19 protein-coding genes are annotated in these 19293 nt (G+C 38.8%); 11 read left to right on the top strand and 8 right to left on the bottom strand.

Annotation, left to right across the window (positions count from 1 at the left end):
• The first annotated feature begins 8 nt into the window (after nt 1–8).
• On the top strand, nt 9–1622 hold the full coding sequence (gene cysN, locus SOI76_RS13440; protein WP_104079343.1) for a sulfate adenylyltransferase subunit CysN: 1614 nt from the start codon (nt 9–11) through the stop codon (nt 1620–1622).
• 51 nt (nt 1623–1673) lie between these two features.
• Here the strand turns inward: cysN and SOI76_RS13435 are convergent, their stop codons facing one another.
• On the bottom strand, nt 1674–2222 hold the full coding sequence (locus SOI76_RS13435) for a DUF2239 family protein (protein WP_104079344.1): 549 nt from the start codon (nt 2220–2222) through the stop codon (nt 1674–1676).
• Nucleotides 2223–2444: 222 nt separating this feature from the next.
• Between SOI76_RS13435 and SOI76_RS13430 the strand changes: the two genes are divergently transcribed.
• Nucleotides 2445–2957: a hypothetical protein gene (locus SOI76_RS13430; RefSeq protein WP_057074120.1), complete on the top strand. Its 513-nt coding sequence runs from the start codon at nt 2445–2447 to the stop codon at nt 2955–2957.
• 46 nt (nt 2958–3003) lie between these two features.
• Here the strand turns inward: SOI76_RS13430 and citN are convergent, their stop codons facing one another.
• The 3 genes from citN to nahR all read right to left on the bottom strand — a co-directional run bounded on the left by citN (nt 3004) and on the right by nahR (nt 7348).
• Nucleotides 3004–4341 (bottom strand): CitMHS family transporter, encoded by a 1338-nt coding sequence (gene citN / locus SOI76_RS13425; protein ID WP_032054895.1) that lies wholly within the window; start codon nt 4339–4341, stop codon nt 3004–3006.
• 568 nt (nt 4342–4909) lie between these two features.
• Complete coding sequence (gene ytfL, locus SOI76_RS13420; RefSeq protein ID WP_032054894.1) at nt 4910–6235, bottom strand: hemolysin family protein; 1326 nt, start codon at nt 6233–6235, stop codon at nt 4910–4912.
• A 123-nt stretch (nt 6236–6358) separates the two neighbouring features.
• Nucleotides 6359–7348, bottom strand: a complete 990-nt coding sequence (gene nahR / locus SOI76_RS13415; RefSeq protein WP_004703082.1) for a LysR family transcriptional regulator — start codon at nt 7346–7348, stop codon at nt 6359–6361.
• A 587-nt stretch (nt 7349–7935) separates the two neighbouring features.
• Here nahR and aceA point away from each other — a divergent pair.
• A complete protein-coding gene (gene aceA / locus SOI76_RS13410; RefSeq protein ID WP_002117581.1) occupies nt 7936–9540 on the top strand; it encodes an isocitrate lyase in 1605 nt (534 codons plus the stop codon).
• Between the two features lie 57 nt (nt 9541–9597).
• On the opposite strand, the gene cutF is transcribed toward aceA, so the two are convergent.
• Together cutF and SOI76_RS13400 are read right to left on the bottom strand one after the other, a co-directional pair.
• Complete coding sequence (gene cutF, locus SOI76_RS13405; RefSeq protein ID WP_032054893.1) at nt 9598–10068, bottom strand: copper resistance protein NlpE; 471 nt, start codon at nt 10066–10068, stop codon at nt 9598–9600.
• 187 nt (nt 10069–10255) lie between these two features.
• Nucleotides 10256–10579: a hypothetical protein gene (locus tag SOI76_RS13400; RefSeq protein WP_005070594.1), complete on the bottom strand. Its 324-nt coding sequence runs from the start codon at nt 10577–10579 to the stop codon at nt 10256–10258.
• A gap of 201 nt (nt 10580–10780) precedes the next feature.
• Here SOI76_RS13400 and SOI76_RS13395 point away from each other — a divergent pair, with 201 nt between their 5' ends.
• The 8 genes from SOI76_RS13395 to ureJ all read left to right on the top strand — a co-directional run bounded on the left by SOI76_RS13395 (nt 10781) and on the right by ureJ (nt 16541).
• Complete coding sequence (locus tag SOI76_RS13395) at nt 10781–11656, top strand: urease accessory protein UreD (RefSeq protein ID WP_205668391.1); 876 nt, start codon at nt 10781–10783, stop codon at nt 11654–11656.
• A 101-nt stretch (nt 11657–11757) separates the two neighbouring features.
• On the top strand, nt 11758–12060 hold the full coding sequence (gene ureA, locus SOI76_RS13390; RefSeq protein WP_002117495.1) for an urease subunit gamma: 303 nt from the start codon (nt 11758–11760) through the stop codon (nt 12058–12060).
• 11 nt (nt 12061–12071) lie between these two features.
• The gene (gene ureB, locus SOI76_RS13385; protein ID WP_104079345.1) at nt 12072–12380 is read left to right on the top strand and encodes an urease subunit beta; all 309 of its coding nucleotides are present in this window, start codon (nt 12072–12074) and stop codon (nt 12378–12380) included.
• A gap of 37 nt (nt 12381–12417) precedes the next feature.
• Complete coding sequence (ureC, locus tag SOI76_RS13380; RefSeq protein ID WP_104079346.1) at nt 12418–14118, top strand: urease subunit alpha; 1701 nt, start codon at nt 12418–12420, stop codon at nt 14116–14118.
• A gap of 70 nt (nt 14119–14188) precedes the next feature.
• A complete protein-coding gene (gene ureE, locus SOI76_RS13375; RefSeq protein ID WP_014206085.1) occupies nt 14189–14671 on the top strand; it encodes an urease accessory protein UreE in 483 nt (160 codons plus the stop codon).
• Nucleotides 14658–15323, top strand: a complete 666-nt coding sequence (ureF, locus tag SOI76_RS13370) for an urease accessory protein UreF (RefSeq protein ID WP_104079347.1) — start codon at nt 14658–14660, stop codon at nt 15321–15323. The genes ureE and ureF overlap by 14 nt, the downstream gene beginning before the upstream one ends.
• Before the next feature lie 24 nt (nt 15324–15347).
• Complete coding sequence (ureG, locus tag SOI76_RS13365; protein ID WP_002117800.1) at nt 15348–15962, top strand: urease accessory protein UreG; 615 nt, start codon at nt 15348–15350, stop codon at nt 15960–15962.
• Between the two features lie 9 nt (nt 15963–15971).
• Nucleotides 15972–16541, top strand: a complete 570-nt coding sequence (gene ureJ, locus SOI76_RS13360; protein WP_104079348.1) for a HupE/UreJ family protein — start codon at nt 15972–15974, stop codon at nt 16539–16541.
• 41 nt (nt 16542–16582) lie between these two features.
• Here ureJ and rsmD read toward each other — a convergent pair whose 3' ends face one another.
• Together rsmD and mrdA are read right to left on the bottom strand one after the other, a co-directional pair.
• Entirely contained in the window at nt 16583–17134 is a 552-nt protein-coding gene (rsmD, locus tag SOI76_RS13355; protein WP_104079349.1) for a 16S rRNA (guanine(966)-N(2))-methyltransferase RsmD, read from the bottom strand.
• Nucleotides 17134–19152 (bottom strand): penicillin-binding protein 2, encoded by a 2019-nt coding sequence (mrdA, locus tag SOI76_RS13350; RefSeq protein ID WP_068529201.1) that lies wholly within the window; start codon nt 19150–19152, stop codon nt 17134–17136. The genes rsmD and mrdA overlap by 1 nt, the downstream gene beginning before the upstream one ends.
• Nucleotides 19153–19293: the final 141 nt, after the last annotated feature.

The following is a 19293-nucleotide window of genomic DNA, read 5'->3' as shown; positions in this document are numbered from 1 at the left end:
TTTGAGCAATGTCTCATCAATCAGAATTAATCAGTCAAGATATCTTGGCCTATTTAAAGCAACATGAACAAAAAGACCTTCTACGCTTTTTGACTTGCGGTAACGTAGATGATGGTAAAAGTACGCTTATTGGGCGTTTACTTTACGATTCAAAATTGATTTATGAAGATCAGTTGCAAGCAGTGACACGTGACAGTAAAAAAGTAGGAACTACGGGTGATGCACCAGATTTGGCATTGCTGGTAGATGGACTGCAAGCGGAACGTGAACAAGGTATTACCATTGACGTAGCTTATCGTTATTTCTCAACAGAAAAACGTAAGTTTATTATTGCGGATACCCCCGGGCATGAACAATATACCCGTAACATGGCAACAGGTGCGTCAACTGCCGACTTGGCAATCATTTTGATTGATGCGCGTTATGGTGTACAAACTCAAACTCGTCGTCATACGTTTATTGCAAGTTTGCTTGGTATTAAGAATATTGTTGTTGCCATTAATAAAATGGACTTAGTTGAGTATTCGCCTGAACGTTTTACTGAAATTCAGATTGAATATGATGCTTTCGTAAGCCAATTGGGTGATCGTCGTCCAGCTAATATTCAGTTTGTACCAATCTCTGCTTTAAATGGCGATAACGTTGTAAATCCATCAGCTCATACGCCTTGGTACAAAGGTCAAACTTTAATGAGCATTCTTGAATCGGTGGAAATTAGTCGTGAATCGAATAAACACGAATTCCGTTTCCCGGTTCAGTATGTAAATCGTCCAAACCTTGATTTCCGTGGTTTTGCGGGTACGATTGCTTTAGGTGAAATCAACGTTGGTGATGAGATTGTTGCACTTCCATCAGGTAAGCGTTCAACAGTTAAAGAAATCGTTACTTTTGATGGAATCCTTGAGCAAGCTGTAGCAGGTCAAGCGGTTACATTGACTCTGAATGATGAAATTGATATTAGCCGTGGTAACGTTCTGGTACGTGCTGGTGAGCAACCATTAATTTCACGTAGTGTTCGTGCTTCAGTGGTATGGATGAATGAACATCCGCTTGTGAAAGGTAAGTTGTACAACGTTAAGATTGGTACCCAGACTGTTCCTGCTAAAGTCACTAATATCCACTACCGTGTAAATGTGAATACACTTGAACACACGCATGTGGAAGAACTTGAGCTAAATGCAATTGCAGATGTGGTGGTTGAGTTTGATGCGCCGGTTGTATTTGATCAATATCAAGATTCTCGTTATACAGGTTCATTCATTTTTATTGACCGCTTAAGCAACGTAACTGTTGGTGCAGGTATGGTGGAAGCGGCGGTAGAGTGGACGGTTCATAGCAATCCTGTTACTGCTGAAGATCGTGCTGCTCGTTTAGGTCAAAAACCTGCTGTTATTGGTGTTTCTGCACAATTAATTGAAAAAGCTCAAGCTTTAGAAAGTTTGCTGATTCAGCAAGGTGTAGTTGCGATCGCGAAAGCAAGCTTAACAGCTGAGCAAATTACTTTATTGCGTGAGACAGGCGTTGTGGTTATCACTACGGCTGTGGATGGCACAGATACAGAAGTTACTGCTGAAACGGTAGAAGAAGCAGTAGAGAAAATCGTGGAATTGGTTCGTCTTTAATAGACTGAATTGATTTTGAAAAACCCGCGTAAGCGGGTTTTTTTATTGAGTTTAGAAAACATTTTGAGCTTTTAAAGTTAAATATTCTCTTAAATCTTTAGGATAGCTCTGAATCATCTTTAAAAATATATCTCGATCGCCTTGATATAAGGCGCGTGTTGCTTCCTCATAATTTGGCATATTGCCTAACATGGCAGACATAAAACGGTCGATGGCTTGTTTGGTGAGCATAATATTACCTTCAGAATTTGGGTTATTTAACTCTCTATCAATTAACTTACGAATTACTGCTGATGCACTCGCACTTTGTTGATCTAACCAATCCCAATGTTTTTTCTGTAAAGTGATTTCACGCGAAATTACTCCAAGTTTGGGTCGTCCAACTTTTTTAATTTCTTCTGGCTCAGCATAACGTTGTTGCAATTCTTGTTCTGAGCCAGAAAGATCAAGATCAATTTGTTGACCTGTTTGATCATTAAAAATCAGAATATTTTCCGTTGTTTTCGAAAGATCTTTGAGTTTTTTTGCAAGTTCAATAAGAGATTCACTCGCAATAAGCGTGCTTCCAGTGAAAGCGGTATAGGTGATTTTAGTATTCATTTTAGCTGTATAATTCTATCAGGGTAAAATAATATTATCAGGGTAAAATTAATTTAGCAAATAGTAAACATCCTAACCAAAGAATTATCTGATTTTATGAGTGTAATTTCTGAGGTTAAACCTACAAAAATAGCCAAGATAATAGGCTATTTAAAATTTTACTCTGCTTTAGTATCGCTTTTATGAGAGAATACGCCTTTAGTTGTATGTATAAGGACTCCTATGTTTGAGCAATCTCCTGAATCTTTAAGCGATATCGAAATTTTAGACATTTTACAGTCGATGAAAAAAGATAAGCTAGATACGGAAGCAAATGAGATCATCCGTAACGGGGGAAAAGCAGGACGTCAGGAAGCACATAAACAAGCTTTAGTGGCACTAAATACAAATTTTGAAGAGAAGTTTGTAGAGGCAGTTACTCTTGCATTAGGTTTAAATCCAGCTCAAGCTAAAAAAATTCGCTATAAAAAAGATCGAATTCGTATTTTAAAAGCGCGTGGTATTGATTATTTAGCTATTGATGGTGCAGAAACAGCACAAGTTTTGGCACAGATTTCACAAGCCATTGTTCGAGAAGATGCAATAGTTACTCATGACTTACATGACATCTTTCCATTTTGGAAAGAAGGCTGGCCAATGGTACAATTTGATAATGCCTATAAAATTTTAGAAGAAGATATTAGCTTGCACTTTCATGCGTTCTTAGACGCCATGATTGAGTATATAAATAAATAAAAATAAAAGCCCCGATAGGGGCTTTTATTTTTATAGTAGAGCAGAATTACATCGTACTAAAAAGTGGGAAAACGCCAATCACTAATGCTGTCCCCATCAAAACCATACATGTTATAAATGCCCACTTGAGAGTGAATTTTTGATGGTCTGCAAAATCAACTTTTGCAAGGCCACATAACAAATAGGTTGATGGAACAAGAGGTGATAGTAAGTGTACTGGTTGGCCTACAATTGATGCACGAGCAATCGCTTCTGGACTAATACCATAATGTGAAGCAGCCTCAGCAAGAATTGGTAATACACCATAGAAGAATGCATCATTTGACATAAAGAAGGTCAAAGGCATGCTGACTAGCGCGGTAATCGGAGCCAAGTATGGACCCATGCTTGGAGGAATCATTGCGACGAACTCTTTAGACATCGCCTCAACCATACCTGTACCAGATAAAATACCTGTGAAAATCCCCGCAGCGAAAATTAAGCCTACGACAGCTAAAACACTATCTGCATGCATTGCAATACGTTTTTTCTGCATATCAACATTAGGGTAGTTAATGAGCATTGCAATACAGAACGCTAGCATGAATAACACTGACATCGGCAAAATGCCTTTGATTAATGCAATCATGAGAATAATGGTCAACACCATATTCACTTTACGTAAATGTGGGCGCGTCGCTTCAGGATCTTTAGATACTGTAATATTGTCACCATGATGAGTTTCAAGCTCGATCACGCCTAAACGTTTTTGTTCATAGCGACCATATAGGTATGCCAAGAAGAATAACCAGCCAATACTAATGACCATAGGAAGGATCATTGGTACGAAAATATGGCTCGGATCAACTTGAAGGGCACTCGCAGCACGAGCAGTCGGGCCACCCCATGGTGTTAAGTTCATCACACCACTACAGAGTAGCATAAGAGCTGTCATGATCAGGGTGTTCATACCTAAACGTTGATAAAGTGGAAGCATTGCTGCCACACAAATCATATAGGTTGTTGAACCATCACCATCTAAAGAAACCATTGTGGTTAGAAACACGGTTCCTAATGTAATTTTTAAAGGATCACCTTTAACTTTTTTCAAAATCCATTTGACTGGTGGATCGAAGAGACCTGCATCGATCATTAAGGCAAAATATAAAATTGCAAATAAAAGCATTACGCCAGTTGGCGCTAATTTTTTGATGCCATCTAGCATCATCTCACTGAGACCTTTGAGTTCAATATGACTCAAACTTTCAAAATAATGACCTAGGCCCCAGGCAATGAGAGAAAAAATAAATGGGATGAGAATTAAAGCAATAATAGGGCTTAAACGTTTGGACATGATTAAGTACATGAAGCACAAAATCATGCCAACACCAAGTAATGTCAGCATACAATCAATCCTTTGCCTATAGTTTTACTGAACAAGTTTATTCAAAACTCTGACCTTGGTTATTCTTATTAATTTTTATTAAAAAGACAAATAATATATTTAGTTTATTTGGTTAATATATATTCATTTAAAAGGGTATATATAGGCGAAATACTGAACATATATATTAACATTATAGTGGTATTATAATAAATAAATACTATTATAAAATGATATAAAGGTTATATAAATATAAAAATTATATGGCATTTTTTTTAATTATATATATTTTGATGAGTGAAATGAGAAGAAGAACCATTTAAAACTATACTTTAAGTCAAGATATATAAGCTTATTTACAATGTAAAGGGGGACTTAAGTATTTTGTAGTTATTGAGATATGTGGATTATTCTATTATTTTTCAGTATTTAAGCTTTAATAAGAGTGATAAATAAAATAATAATACTTTTAAGTTAAAAGAGCAAATTGAATAAATAGATCTAAAATAATTATTACTTATATTTAAAAAATTTATTTAGATTAAAAAAATACCCCATCTAAAATTGTGGGGTATTTAAATAATATAATTTAATTTTCATCAATTGATGAGTGTACTTCGGTTTGTTCTAAAATTCGAGTAACAAGAAGTTGGTCAATTTTAAAGTGGTCGACATCGACGACTTCAAATTTATATCCACCAAATTCTACAAAATCTGCTGGACGTGGAATTTTTCGTAGACGATACATCATGAAGCCTGCAAGCGTCTCATAGTTTTCTTCATCAGGCATTTCATCAATTTCAAGTGCATGTCTTAGGTCATCAATTGGTGTACTGCCATCAATCAACCAAGAGTTATTATCACGTTTAATGATTTGTTGCTCTTCTTCGATAGGAGTAACCCAGTCTCCCATAACTGTAATCATAATGTCACTCAAGGTGATTACCCCTACAACAAGTGCATATTCATTTATGACCACCGCAAATTTCTCTTTTGTAGAGCGGAAACGATCAAGTAATTCCGAGAGAGTTAGGGTGTCAGGAATCATCAGGACAGTACGAATGGTTGTTTCATTCAATTGTGTTGGAGATTGATTGTTTAAAATGCGCACCAAAAAATCTTTAGCATCAACATAACCAATGACCTGATCAATATTTTCATTACATACTAAAAATTTTGAATAAGGATATTCTGCTAATTTTTGACGAATACTGTCTTCATGTTCATTTAAGGTGAAATAAACGACGTTTTCGCGTGTGGTCATGCTTGATGGTACGGTACGTTCTTCTAGTTCAAAAACGTTTTCGATAAAGTGATGTTCTTGTTTTTGAAGTACGCCAGCTTGTGCACCTGCATCCATAACTGCTGAAATATCATCAAAAGTAATATTATCTTCTCGTGTTGTATTCACTTTAAATAAGCGAAATAGCAAGTTGGCAATTGCATTTATTCCCCAAGCTAAGGGCTTACACACCTTAATAAAAACTTGAATTGGGTTAATAACGCTAATCGCAATTTTTTCAGGTGCGATCATGGCCAGACGCTTTGGCATGAGATCGGCGAATAAAATAAATAGAGAAGTTACTAAGGTGAAGGAGAGGGCAAAACCAATAGTCTGTGTCCAAGGACCTTCATAAAAACGGTCGACGAGTGTGACAAAAAAGGGACGAAAAGCAGCTTCACCCAAAATACCGCCTAAAATAGCCACAGCATTTAAGCCAATTTGAGAAGCTGCAAAAAAATCAGCAGATTGTTCTTGTAGATCAAGTACTTGTTGGGCACGTTCTTCGCCAGCTTCGGCTAAAATTTTTAACTTTACTTTTCTGGCACCAGCCAATGCAATTTCAGTTAAAGATAAAAAGCCTGCTGCGATGATGAGCAGTGCGATGATAATGATATTTTGAAAGAGACTCACAAATCACCCGAGGTTCATCATTATTATGACTATGTTTTAACACAAAAAAGCGCTGAGGTAATCAGATTGATTGCTCAGCGCTTGAAGATAATGTCTAAAATCGACAATTAAATTAAAATTTATTTAATAGTGAGAAAATTGTGAATTGTTGGTTAGAAATTCACGGTTTTCTTCTTCAATCATTTGACGAGCAACAAATAGAATAAGTTGGCGTAACCAGCGATGAGCAGGATGATGATGTAATAACGGACACCAAGCCATTTTGAGTTCAAATTCTGGAATATAAAAAGGAGGATCCTTTATAACCAGTTTAGGATTTTGAGTTTGTAGGCGTGCCATTCGAGTTGGAAGGGTGGCAATCAAGTCAACATTTTGAGCAAGTAATGCTGGCATTTGGTAGTGACGGGTAAATACAGAAATTTTACGACGTTGACCAATACGTTCTAATGCCTGATCAATCCAGCCTAAACCGCCTTGTTTATCTGGATTTACACCAAAACCTACGCCCATACCTGTTTTAGAAACCCAGATATGTTGTGCATCTAAATAACTTTTGAGGTTCAAATGAGTTACAGCAGGGTGTTTGTCATTAAGGATACAGCTGAAACTATCACGCCAAACTAAAACTTGGTGGAAACTTTGCGGTATTTCATTAAATCTATTAATCGCAAGATCAACTTTACCTTGTTCCATGTCTCTATAAGACACATCACTTGGTGTAAGAAAGTCGAGTACAACATTTGGAGCTTCAGAGCGTAGAGCTTTGACAAGGCGCGGGACTAAAGTTGCCTCGGCATAGTCAGATGTCATAATGCGGAAAACGCGATTACTTGTATAAGGGCGGAATTCGGTACGGGGTTCCAAAATCATGGAAAGATCAGAAAGGGCATCACGAATACGAGGTTGTAATTCAAGTGCACGTTCTGTTGGAGTCATCCCTTCAGAAGAACGGATAAGAAGCGGATCATTAAATAAATTACGTAAACGACGTAAAATATTACTCATTGCAGGCTGAGTTACCCCAAGCTGTTCGGCTGCGCGTGTAACATTTTTTTCACGAAGAAGTACATCAAGATATATTAATAGATTAAGATCTACTCGCTCCAGATTCATAAAAAAAATACCGAAAATAAAACCCTGAAATTGTTTCAAATTATGCCATATTTAATAACTATTGTGTGAAAAAATGATGAGAAAAGCGACATTTTTTGTAGGAATTAAGTAGGAGAGAGAAGGGCTTTAAGGCCATATGTTTATTGTATTTGCCTTATTTCAAGGCGAGTAAATATAAATTCACTTTATTTATGAAAATATCTTCAATTTCTAGCATATCAATTGACTTTTTGCATTGGCAAAAATAACCTAATTTACAATTGACTTTTAGATTTAAAAATGAGTGGAAAATCTCCAAAAATTGTATAAAAATAAGACTTACTAAGTTTTTAGAATAAAACTCTATACTCCTTTAGGATAATTTTATTTTTATAAACAGAGTGTTAAGGTTTTTAGTTTTATCTATAATATCGATTTATTGGTATATTTTTTAAATAAATACTGAAGATTAACAAAGGATATTGGATTAATTGATTGGCTAAGTCTAAGCTGTGCTCATGATGAAGCAGCTGGTGTCATAAGAAATTTAAGTAACGTGACTCTAGGCTTCGATCGATGAAATCCTAAAATGAATACAGGACAATATCATGACTACATATCAAACAGCGATTGATGCAGTACGTCAATTAAAAGCAAAATTCGGCAACACTTGGGCAGACATTAGCCCAGAAGATGCTGCTCGTATGCAACTTCAAAACCGTTTCAAAACTGGTTTAGATATTGCTAAGTATACAGCTGCGATTATGCGTCGTGATATGGCTGAATACGATGCTGACTCAAGCAAATACACTCAATCATTAGGTTGCTGGCATGGTTTCATCGCACAACAAAAAATGATTGCGAACAAAAAATATTTCGGTACTACAAGCAAACGTTATATCTACCTTTCTGGTTGGATGGTTGCTGCTCTTCGTTCTGAATTTGGTCCACTTCCTGACCAATCTATGCACGAGAAAACTTCTGTTCCTGCATTGATCGAAGAAATCTATACTTTCTTACGTCAAGCTGACGCAAAAGAATTAAACGATTTATTCCGTGCACTTAAAAAAGCACAAGAAGCTGGTGATACTGCTAAAGCAGCTGAAATCACAGCTCAAATCGATAACTTTGAAACTCACGTTGTGCCAATTATTGCGGACATCGATGCTGGTTTCGGTAACGAAGAAGCAACTTACTTACTTGCTAAGAAAATGATCGAAGCTGGTGCTTGTGCGCTTCAAATCGAAAACCAAGTATCTGATGCTAAACAATGTGGTCACCAAGCTGGTAAAGTAACTGTTCCACACGAAGACTTCATCGCTAAGATCCATGCATTACGTTATGCATTCTTAGAAATGGGTCTTGAAGAAGGTATCATTGTTGCGCGTACTGACTCTGAAGGCGCTGACTTGACTCAAAAAATCCCAGTGGTTAAAGAGCCAGGTGACATCGCTTCTCAATACATCAGCTACTTAGATACTCAAGAAATTGATATTGCTGATGCTCAAGAAGATGAAATCTTAATCAAGCGTGATGGTAAATTACACCGTCCTAAGCGTTTACCTTCTGGCTTATACCAGTTCCGTGCTGACACTCAAATTGACCGTGTTGTACTTGACTGTGTGTCTAGCTTACAAAATGGTGCTGACCTTCTTTGGATCGAAACTGCGACTCCAAACGTAGAAGAAATCGCACACATGGTTAACCGTGTTAAAGAAGTTGTTCCAAATGCTAAACTTGTTTATAACAACAGCCCATCATTCAACTGGACTTTAAACTTCCGTCAACAAGCTTACGACCGTTGGGTTGCTGAAGGTAAAGACGTTTCTGCATATGACCGCGCTAAATTAATGAGTGCTGAATATGACAACACTGAATTAGCTGCTGATGCTGATGACAAGATCCGTACTTTCCAAGCAGATGCTTCTCGCGAAGCAGGTGTGTTCCATCACTTGATCACACTTCCGACTTACCACACTGCTGCTCTTTCTACTCATGAGCTTGCACAAGGTTACTTCGGTTCTGAAGGTATGTTGGCTTATGTTGCTGGCGTACAACGTAAAGAAATCCGCGGTGGTATCGCTTGTGTTAAACACCAAGCAATGGCGGGTTCAGACATCGGTGATGATCACAAAGAAATCTTCTCTGGTGACAACGCTCTTAAAGCACATGATGATGCTAAAAACACAATGAACCAATTCGCAGCTCACTAAGAATTGATTCATCAAAAAACCCGCTCAAATGAGCGGGTTTTTTTTAATTATTAAAAATTATTTTTTCAAAACATAGTGTTCAGCTAAAGAGCCTTCAACTTTTTTACCTTCCATATCTAAAGCAGTTGCAGTGTTTTCACCAATAAAGAATTTACGGTTTTGACCTTTATCATCTAAGGTAATAACTGAAGTATTATCTTTGTCAAAAGTAAAGGTACCATGGGTTTCAAATGGGTTCGTATCGCCTTTACCAATATAAGTTTCAGTCAGCTCATAGGTTTTATCATCTTTAAGTTCTAATTCGGTTTTAATACCTTCACAGTCTGCACATGGGAGAGTGCCTTTATATGTGCCGTCCCAATCGAGTGAGTTTTCCGCTGTGTGCGCGCTATCTACAGCATTATTATTCGCTTCAGTAGTTTGTGCTGGAGCGGATGCTTGAGTTGTTGTGTCGGCTTTATTTTCATTTTTGCTACAAGCGGCAAGAAGGATACTTAAGAGTGCTACTGATAATAATGTTTTTTTCATGATGATCTAAACCTCGGAAAATAAATAAAAAACAAGTAAACAGGCTATGAAATATAAGAGCCTAATAAAAGTTTAAGTATGTAATTTAATTTTAACAAAAGGTAAAGTGAGTAAAATTTAGCCAAAAGGGAGGATGTAAAAATTAAAAAAAGGTATCCATTAAAAAATTAGCGAATACCTCTATATATTAAGGTTGAGAAGAAACTCCACCCAAAGAATCACAAGCTGATTTATAAAGCTGATATTGTTGCTTTAAAACTTCATCGAGCGGCATGTCGAATAATTCTTCACCATTCTTGTAACTCTCTACATATGAAGTCGCCTTTTCTTTGCTTACTGCTAAAGACTGTTGGTAGTAAGAATTAATTGAGCTTGTTGCAATCTGACTTGTCTCAACATTTTTACATTCAAAATTATGGAGAATTTTCTCTGCACGTTTGACCTCGCTAGATTGGCCAAAAATACACCCGGTTAAAAAGACAAGTGGCGTTAACACGAAAAAAAGTTTCATGGAGAGCAAGTATGGAAGCAACGGTGGGCGCTATTGTATAAATAATTCCGTGAGTTACTGTGGTTTTATGTTAGACATTGATTGTTTTTTAACTCATTAAAATCAAAAAATTGTATCTAATTTTATCATTTTGCTTATTTTTATATTTGGTGCGTATTTTGCTTATAACTTTAAGCACTTATTTTGAACATATGAACCAGAATGAATCAGGTACAAACGTTTTCAAAAAACTCTTTAGCACCATTTTGGTATGCGCAATTAGAACTTGGATTTTGTTTTGAAAATTCGCGCACCATAATGAGTCATAGAAAGCATCAAGGCCCTGTAAGGGTGCAAAAAATGCTCTGGCCTGAAAAAACAGGCATATGTCACGCCATTATTGTACATCCTCCAGCAGGAATCGCAGGAGGAGACCATCTTACTTTTCAAATTGAAACCAAAGATCAAGCTCATGCGGTTGTAACGACTCCTGGTGCGGGGAAGTGGTACAAAACCAATGGAAAGCAAGCTTTTCAGCATATTCATCTTCATGCGCGAGATCGGTCTATTTTGGAGTGGGTTCCGCAAGAAACGATGCTGTTTGACGGAGCTCTAGCACACTCAGAAACTCATATTCATCTTGACCAGGCTGCCAGTTTTATTGGCTGGGATATGTTGGTACTCGGGCGGCAGGCACGTTCTGAACGTTTTGTGCGGGGAAGCTACCACAACCAGTTTAAGTTGTGGCGAGAACAAAAATTATTGGTTGCAGATACATTGTTTTTTGAAGGTGAAGATCGTTGGCTTGGTTCGTGTTTAGGTATGAATAATCAAGCCGTAATGGGAAGTTTTTGGGCCGTTGCACCTGAGAAATATCGGTCTTCATTTTATTTAGAACAACAGCTCGAACTCATTCGCGAATTGATGATGCGTATGCAAGCACCTGTAACTTTAACATTATTAGATGATGTAGTTTGTGCGCGTTTTTTGGGAAGTGATGTCCGACATTGCCATGATGCATTTGCGGCAATAAGAGCAAGATTAAGACGTTATTGGTTTGATTTAGATGAAGAATTCCCAAGAATCTGGAGAACCTAAGTTACGTTAAATTGCGTATTTAAAAAACGATTAAAACAAGTATGCTGCTTTTGAGCACGTATTTTGCTTAAAGAAAGTTAGATGCTATTTAGGAAAGAGATATGGAACTCAATCCAACAGAAAAAGATAAATTACTTATTTTTACCGCAGGGCTAGTCGCTGAGCGCCGTAAAGCTCGCGGCTTAAAGCTAAATTATCCGGAAGCTATTGCTTTTATTTCTGCTGCTTTGCTTGAAGGAGCGCGGGACGGTATGACGGTGAGTGACTTGATGCATTACGGAACAACTTTATTAAAGCGCGAAGATGTGATGGATGGTGTGCCAGAAATGATTGCTGAGGTTCAGGTCGAAGCAACTTTTCCTGATGGCTCGAAATTAGTCACTGTCCATCAGCCAATCGTATAAAAGGAACGCTTATGATCCCTGGTCAAATCATTACTCCAGATACAGACATTGAGCTGAATGTTGGGCGACAAACTTTAAAAATTGTAGTTGCCAACATTGGTGATCGGCCTATTCAGGTGGGTTCTCATTTTCATTTTTATGAAGCAAATGATGCATTACAGTTTGATCGTGAAATAGCTAAAGGCTTTCGATTAAATATCGCGGCGGGCACAGCGATACGTTTTGAACCGGGACAAAATCGAGAAGTAGAGCTTGTTGCTTTAGCGGGTAAGCGAGAAGTATATGGTTTTGCAGGCCGAGTCATGGGCAAGCTGGACTAGACATAACAACGATAATGAAAGAGATGAGTAATAAGTTATGAAAATGTCACGTCGTGCATATGCTGAAATGTTTGGTCCAACGGTTGGTGATCGTATTCGCTTGGCTGATACAGAGCTTTTTATTGAGGTTGAGCAAGACTTAACGACCTATGGTGAAGAAGTTAAGTTTGGTGGTGGCAAAGTCATTCGTGATGGAATGGGGCAATCTCAACTTTTAGCCGATGAAGTTGCCGACACTGTGATTACCAATGCTTTGATTGTGGACTGGTGGGGAATTGTAAAAGCTGATGTTGGCTTAAAAAATGGTCGAATTTGGAAAATAGGGAAAGCTGGAAATCCTGATATTCAACCGGACATTACTATTCCTTTAGGTGCTGCAACAGAAGTGATTGCGGGTGAAGGGCAAATTTTAACGGCAGGTGGGATTGATACTCACATTCACTGGATTTGCCCGCAGCAAGTTGAAACCGCGCTAATGTCGGGTACAACAACAATGGTGGGTGGTGGTACGGGGCCAGCGGCAGGTACTTCGGCAACGACAGTGACCCCAGGGCCTTGGCATATTGCGACCATGTTGCAGGCAATTGATGATTTGCCTATGAATATTGGACTGTTAGGCAAAGGTAATTTGAGTTTGCCAGACCCAATTCGAGAGCAAATTAAAGCTGGGGTAATTGGCTTAAAACTACACGAAGACTGGGGCTCAACACCAGCAGCCATTGATAACTGTTTGAGTGTAGCAGATGAGTTTGATGTGCAGGTCGCTATTCATACAGATACTTTAAATGAAGGTGGTTTTTTAGAAGAAACACTAGCAGCTTTTAAAGATCGTACCATTCATACGTACCATACCGAAGGTGCGGGTGGTGGGCATGCACCTGACATTTTAAAGGCAATTGGACAAAGTAATGTCTTGCCGTCCTCAACTAATCCAACACGTCCTTATACGATTAATACCATTGATGAGCATTTAGACATGCTCATGGTTTGCCACCATTTAGACCCAGCAATTGCTGAGGATATTGCATTTGCTGAAAGTCGTATTCGCCGTGAAACCATTGCCGCTGAAGATATTTTGCAAGATTTAGGTGCCATTGCCATGATGTCATCTGACTCTCAGGCGATGGGTCGTGTGGGTGAAGTAATTATACGTACTTGGCAAACTGCTCATAAAATGAAAATTCAACGTGGTCCTTTAGAGGGTGACAATGAGTTTCACGATAATAATCGCGTTAAACGCTACATTGCCAAATATACAATTAACCCAGCCATTACCCATGGTTTAAGTCATGAAATCGGTTCGATTGAAGTCGGTAAACTTGCTGATTTAGTGCTATGGAAGCCTGCTTTTTTTGGTGTAAAACCTTCCATGATTATTAAAGGTGGCATGATTGCAGCGGCACCAATGGGTGACATTAATGCTTCAATTCCGACACCTCAACCCGTGCATTATCGCCCAATGTTTGGTGCCTATCCGCGTGGTGTACATAACACCTGTATTACCTTTTTATCTCAAGTGGCAATTGATGAAAAAGTTGCTGAGAAGCTAAATCTTAAAAAGTTAATTAGCCCTTGTAAAAATACACGTCAGATTAGTAAAAGCGATATGAAACACAACACATATTGTCCAGTTATGCATGTTCATCCTGAAACTTATGAGGTGCGGGCTGATGGTGAATTATTAACGTGTGAACCTGCTGACGTGTTACCGATGGCACAGCGTTATTTCTTATTTTGATAAGTTTTATAGAGATGATTTGCCTCATTACTCTAGATATGAAAGAAATAAATAAGGAGAGAAAAGCTAAATGAAAATCTATACCCAACGTCTTGAAGATATTTCTCCTGATCAGGCATTTGAAACGGTTGAACTGACTTTTGATACCCGCCAAAAATCCCGCTTTCGAGCGGCTTTAGCGAGTGGCGTCGATATTGGTGCTGATTTACCGCGTACTGGCATTTTGCGTAGTGGCTCATATATTGCAACGCAAGAGGGTGATGTATTACGTGTCGATGCTAAGCCTGAGCGATTAATGCAAGTCACTGCTCAAACCGATTTTGATTTGCTTAAAGCTGCCTATCACTTAGGGAATAGACATGTACCATTAATGTTGACCCCTACAGCTTTGTATTTTGAGCCCGATCATGTGCTTGCAGAAATGGTGGAAGGGTTAGGGCTTACAGTTTCAGAAACTGATCATCCGTTTGAACCTGAAAGTGGTGCTTATGCGCAGCATAGTCATGATCATCGTTTAAGCCCAATCAAAGCTTTACATCATGTCCATTCATAGTGCCGCGCAATTATTGCAATTACTGACACTGTCTTCTACGGCACTGCCAGTTGGAGCGTATTGTTATTCACAAGGTGTGGAAACAGCCATTGATATTGGCCTAATACATAACGAAAGCTCAGCAATTGCTTACTTTGAAGAAGTTCTTGAAATGCTGTTAGTACGGTTTGAGTTGCCCGTATTAAGGCGTCTTATGCAGCATCATGATGACTCAGAACAGTTTCTGGTATGGGCAAATTTGTATAAGGCCAGCAGAGAAAGTAAAGAACTGCTCGCTGAATCTCAGCAACTGGCATTTTCTTTAAATGCATGGATTAAAGATGTTTTAAAAAAAACGGTTGAGGTTAAAAAGCAGTTTGGTTTTGTGCCTGTCTATGCGCAGCTTTGCGGTCGACTCGAACTCAACGACATGGATGTACTTACGGCTTATACCTTTACAGTTTTAGAAAATCAGGTTTTAGCCGCAGTAAAAACTGTTCCTTTAGGACAAATGGCTGGGCAAAGAATTTTATGGCACTTGCATGGTTTAGTACCACAAGCAGTAGAGAAAGCTTTGAAGCTTAGTGATGAACAATTGAGCAGCGCTTTACCTCGTTATGCCATGCTGAGCATGAAACACGAAACACAATATTCACGGTTATTCAGATCTTAAGTTTAGGAAAAAAGGATAAAAATCATGACAGAACGTAGTCCATTACGAGTTGGAATTGGCGGACCAGTGGGTTCGGGTAAGACAGCACTTACACTTAATTTATGTTTAGCCTTACGTAATAAATACAATATGGCTGTGGTGACAAATGACATTTACACCAAAGAAGATTCAAACTTTTTAACCCGTAATGAAGCGATGTCGCCAGATCGTATTGTGGGTGTTGAAACAGGTGGTTGTCCGCATACAGCTATTCGTGAAGATGCTTCAATTAACTTGGCTGCAATTGATGATTTGTGTGAAAAATTCGAAGGCTTAGAACTTATTATCATTGAAAGTGGTGGTGATAATTTGGCAGCGACATTTAGCCCTGAACTTTCTGATCTAACTTTATATGTTATTGATGTGGCAGGTGGTGAAAAAATTCCTCGTAAAGGTGGGCCGGGTATTACCAAGTCAGATTTACTCATTATTAATAAAACTGACCTTGCGCCAATGGTAGGTGCAAACCTTGATGTAATGGACCAAGATGCGAAACGCATGCGCGGAGAAAAGCCATTCTTATTTTCAAACATGAAAACACAAGATGGTCTTGAAGAAATTATCCAATTTATTGAGAAACAAGGCCTGTTTAAAGCTTAAGGAGACATTATGGACTTCATGAAAAAATGGAGTGTGGCACTCCTTTCATTATTGCCGGCTCTTGCAATGGCCCATCCGGGACATGACCATGCACATTCTGGTTTTATGGCAGGCTTTATTCATCCCTTTACTGGGTTAGACCATTTAGTCATGGCCTTGGGTTTCGGTGTCTTATTATGGTCAGCTGCTAAACAGTGGAAAATTGTTGGAGTTATTGCCTTAAGTATTACCTTAATTATAGGCTTTTTAGTAGGTGCTCAAGGTTTGGTACCAGTTAATATGGCTGAATACGGCATTGTTGCTTCTTTAGTTATTACAGCAATTGCCCTATGGGCAAAATCGAATAAGGTTTTACCTGTAGCGGCGGCATTACTTGCAAGCTTCCATGGTATGGCTCATGGGGTTGAGTTAGCACACGCAGGTCATATCGTTGCGTTAGTAACTGGTATGGTTACTGGTATGGCACTCATCTATTTTGGTGGATTGGTGTTGGGTATTGTGCTTACCCGATATGTGCCATATGGCAAAAAAATTGTTGGCGCCTGTGCAGCAGTTGTTGCAGTGATTGGCTTAAGCTAACTAAAACTTTGCAAAGAAAAAGGTAGCTTTAAGCTACCTTTTTATTCGTTTACTTTCTGGTAAAGCCCCGCGTGAACTGTACCCGCTTTAGTGGTTTTAATTTGTTGCCATGTTGCTGGAAGATGAAGCTGAGATAAATCTCGGTCAGCTTCAACATAAATATATCCATTTTTTTTAATATGAAGCTCCGCCAAGTTCGAGAGTTCTTGCCATAAATCAAGACTATAAGGTGGATCTAAAAAAACCACATCGAACTGTTCTTTTAAGCGGGGTAGAGCTTGTTGAGCCGTTGTATTAATTAGATGACAGTTTTGGGCTTTTAATAGTTCAATATTATCTTTTAAAAATCGTGCCTGAGTTTTGTCAGGCTCAATCATATAGACAGATGCCGCACCACGTGACAGAGCCTCAAAACCTAATGCACCAGAGCCTGTACAGATGTCGAGAACTTGAGCATTTTGAATATCCCACATGAGCCAGTTAAATAGAGTTTCGCGTACTCTATCTGGGGTTGGGCGTAAGCCATCAATGCTAGCGAAAGGCAGTACTCGTCTTTTCCATTCGCCGCCAATTATACGTAGTTGATTTCTCATTATTCATCGACCTCATTGGTAGCAGGGCGAGCAGGAGCAGCTTGCGGTGTTGATGCTGCTGGTTTGTTGGTGGTAGCTGTAGCCGATGCTGGACCAGAACTTTCACCGCCGCTTGGAAGTTCACCTGGTTTAATACCTGCTGTCATTAACCCGCCATTGACTTGGTGATTTGCTGGACGAATCGGGTTTTTCTTACGCGTTAATAGCCAGTAATCAAAGACAGGTCTTGCAAGTTGAGCAGCTGAACCACCATGACGACCATTTTCCCAAATGACTGCAATCGCAATTTCAGGTTTTTCAGCAGGGGCAAATCCAACGAATAAACCATGGTCAAGTTGACGTTCACTCAAGGCTGCTTCGTTATAGCGTTTACCCTGTGCAATACTCTTAACCTGTGCTGTACCTGTTTTCCCTGCAATTTGGTAGAGGGGAGTACGAATACCGCGGCCAGTACCTGATTGAATTACATCAATCATGGCATCACGCATTTGAATCCAGTCTTCATCAGTGCCGTTGAATTTGATTTTGCCATCAGGCGCATTACGTACTGTAAATGGTTTTGCACCATGCGTTGCGCGTAAAACATGAGGCGTTACATGAGAACCATGATTTGCCGTAATTGCTGTTGCCATCGCAAGCTGTAATGGAGTGGCTGTAAACGCGCCTTGACCAATACTGACAGAAATAGTTTCACCCTTCATCCATTTCGCTTTACGCGTACGCATTTTCCATTCAGGACTTGGATAAAGGCCTTCACTTTCACTTGGTAAATCGACACCTGTTTTTTGACCAAATCCAAATTGGCGCATCCATTGGTTCATTTGATCAATACCCATTTGATGGGCAAGAATATAAAAATAGGTATCACATGACATAATGATGGCTTTATGCATGTTCACGATGCCATGACCAGATTTTTTCCAGTCACGGAACTTATGTGAATCACCTGGTAGATGGAAATAACCAGGGTCAGAAATTGCCGTTGACCAGTCTACAATACCGTAGTGTAGGCCACCCATTGCTTCCATTGGTTTAATGGTAGAACCAGGGGGATATACACCCTGCACAGCACGGTTATAAAGAGGTTGGTCTAAATTATCGCGGAGTGAACTGTAGTCAGTATGACTAATGCCTGTCACAAACAAATTAGGGTTGAAGCTTGGGCTAGACACTAAAGCTAGAATTTCACCTGTACGAGGATCAATAGCGACAATAGCTCCACGACGACCTGCGAGCTGCTGAGAAGCGACAACTTGTAAACCGTAATCTAAAGATAAATAGAGATCATTACCGCGAGTAGGGTCTTTACGACCTAAATGACGTAATACATTACTATGTGCATCTGCTTCAACAGATTCATAACCTGGTGTACCATGCAGTAAATCTTCATAGCTTTTCTCTACGCCAATCTTTCCAATAAGGTTGGTCCCGGCATATAAGTCTTTATCAATACTTTTTAATTCTTTATCGTTGATACGCCCGACATAACCAATCACATGAGCAAATAACTCACCGTGTGGATAATAGCGAGTCATTTGTGTCTCGATTCTTACACCGGGAAACTTATATTTGGCTTCACTAAACTTAGCAATATTGGCTTCCGTTAAATTAAGTTTAATTGCAACACGTTCAGTCTTACGGGCAGTTTTTATACGGCTTTTAAAACGGTCAATATCTTCTTGCGTTAAATCTAAAATAGGCTGTAATTGCTCAATGACACTATCAACATCTTCTACATCTGTTTTACTTAAAGTTGCTGTAAAAACAGGATAGTTATCTGCTAGTAATACACCGTTTCTGTCGTAGATATAGCCACGAGCAGGTGGAAGGGGCTGCAAACGAATTCGGTTTTTGTCAGATGCAGTCGAGAATTCGTCGTAGTGAAAAATTTGTAGATAAGCGTATCGGCTAATTAAGACTAATAAACAGATGGTCACGATCCCTACGGCAAAAAAGATACGACCTCGATAAATGCGCTTTTCTTGCTGGATATCTTTTAAAGGAAAGTGCTGTTTCATAAGGATCGACTTAATGACATAGGGTAAGAAAAATAGCTGCTTATTCTAACGCAAGAGCGTTTAAAATATTGCATAATTTTCAAAGTTTCATTGCATTTTAATAAGATACTTTTTGACTTTGCAGACAACAAAATTCTAGAT

The organism is Acinetobacter pittii (assembly GCF_034064985.1).
In the GTDB taxonomy this organism is placed as follows: Bacteria; Pseudomonadota; Gammaproteobacteria; order Pseudomonadales; family Moraxellaceae; genus Acinetobacter; species Acinetobacter pittii_H.
The sequence above is the reverse complement of the archived record's forward strand: the minus strand, read 5'-3'. Positions and strand labels throughout refer to the sequence as shown.

Excerpts from the sequence above, each read along its gene's own strand:
- cysN (WP_104079343.1), top strand. The coding sequence starts at position 9 with ATGTCTCATCAATCAGAATTAATCAGTCAAGATATCTTGGCCTATTTA.
- SOI76_RS13395 (WP_205668391.1), top strand. The coding sequence starts at position 10,781 with ATGAATCAGGTACAAACGTTTTCAAAAAACTCTTTAGCACCATTTTGG.
- ureG (WP_002117800.1), top strand. The coding sequence starts at position 15,348 with ATGACAGAACGTAGTCCATTACGAGTTGGAATTGGCGGACCAGTGGGT.
- SOI76_RS13430 (WP_057074120.1), top strand. The coding sequence starts at position 2,445 with ATGTTTGAGCAATCTCCTGAATCTTTAAGCGATATCGAAATTTTAGAC.
- cutF (WP_032054893.1), bottom strand. The coding sequence starts at position 10,068 with ATGAAAAAAACATTATTATCAGTAGCACTCTTAAGTATCCTTCTTGCC.
- SOI76_RS13435 (WP_104079344.1), bottom strand. The coding sequence starts at position 2,222 with ATGAATACTAAAATCACCTATACCGCTTTCACTGGAAGCACGCTTATT.
- nahR (WP_004703082.1), bottom strand. The coding sequence starts at position 7,348 with ATGAATCTGGAGCGAGTAGATCTTAATCTATTAATATATCTTGATGTA.
- mrdA (WP_068529201.1), bottom strand. The coding sequence starts at position 19,152 with ATGAAACAGCACTTTCCTTTAAAAGATATCCAGCAAGAAAAGCGCATT.
- ureJ (WP_104079348.1), top strand. The coding sequence starts at position 15,972 with ATGGACTTCATGAAAAAATGGAGTGTGGCACTCCTTTCATTATTGCCG.
- ureE (WP_014206085.1), top strand. The coding sequence starts at position 14,189 with ATGAAAATCTATACCCAACGTCTTGAAGATATTTCTCCTGATCAGGCA.
- SOI76_RS13400 (WP_005070594.1), bottom strand. The coding sequence starts at position 10,579 with ATGAAACTTTTTTTCGTGTTAACGCCACTTGTCTTTTTAACCGGGTGT.
- ureF (WP_104079347.1), top strand. The coding sequence starts at position 14,658 with ATGTCCATTCATAGTGCCGCGCAATTATTGCAATTACTGACACTGTCT.
- ureB (WP_104079345.1), top strand. The coding sequence starts at position 12,072 with ATGATCCCTGGTCAAATCATTACTCCAGATACAGACATTGAGCTGAAT.
- ureA (WP_002117495.1), top strand. The coding sequence starts at position 11,758 with ATGGAACTCAATCCAACAGAAAAAGATAAATTACTTATTTTTACCGCA.
- citN (WP_032054895.1), bottom strand. The coding sequence starts at position 4,341 with ATGCTGACATTACTTGGTGTTGGCATGATTTTGTGCTTCATGTACTTA.
- aceA (WP_002117581.1), top strand. The coding sequence starts at position 7,936 with ATGACTACATATCAAACAGCGATTGATGCAGTACGTCAATTAAAAGCA.
- ureC (WP_104079346.1), top strand. The coding sequence starts at position 12,418 with ATGAAAATGTCACGTCGTGCATATGCTGAAATGTTTGGTCCAACGGTT.
- rsmD (WP_104079349.1), bottom strand. The coding sequence starts at position 17,134 with ATGAGAAATCAACTACGTATAATTGGCGGCGAATGGAAAAGACGAGTA.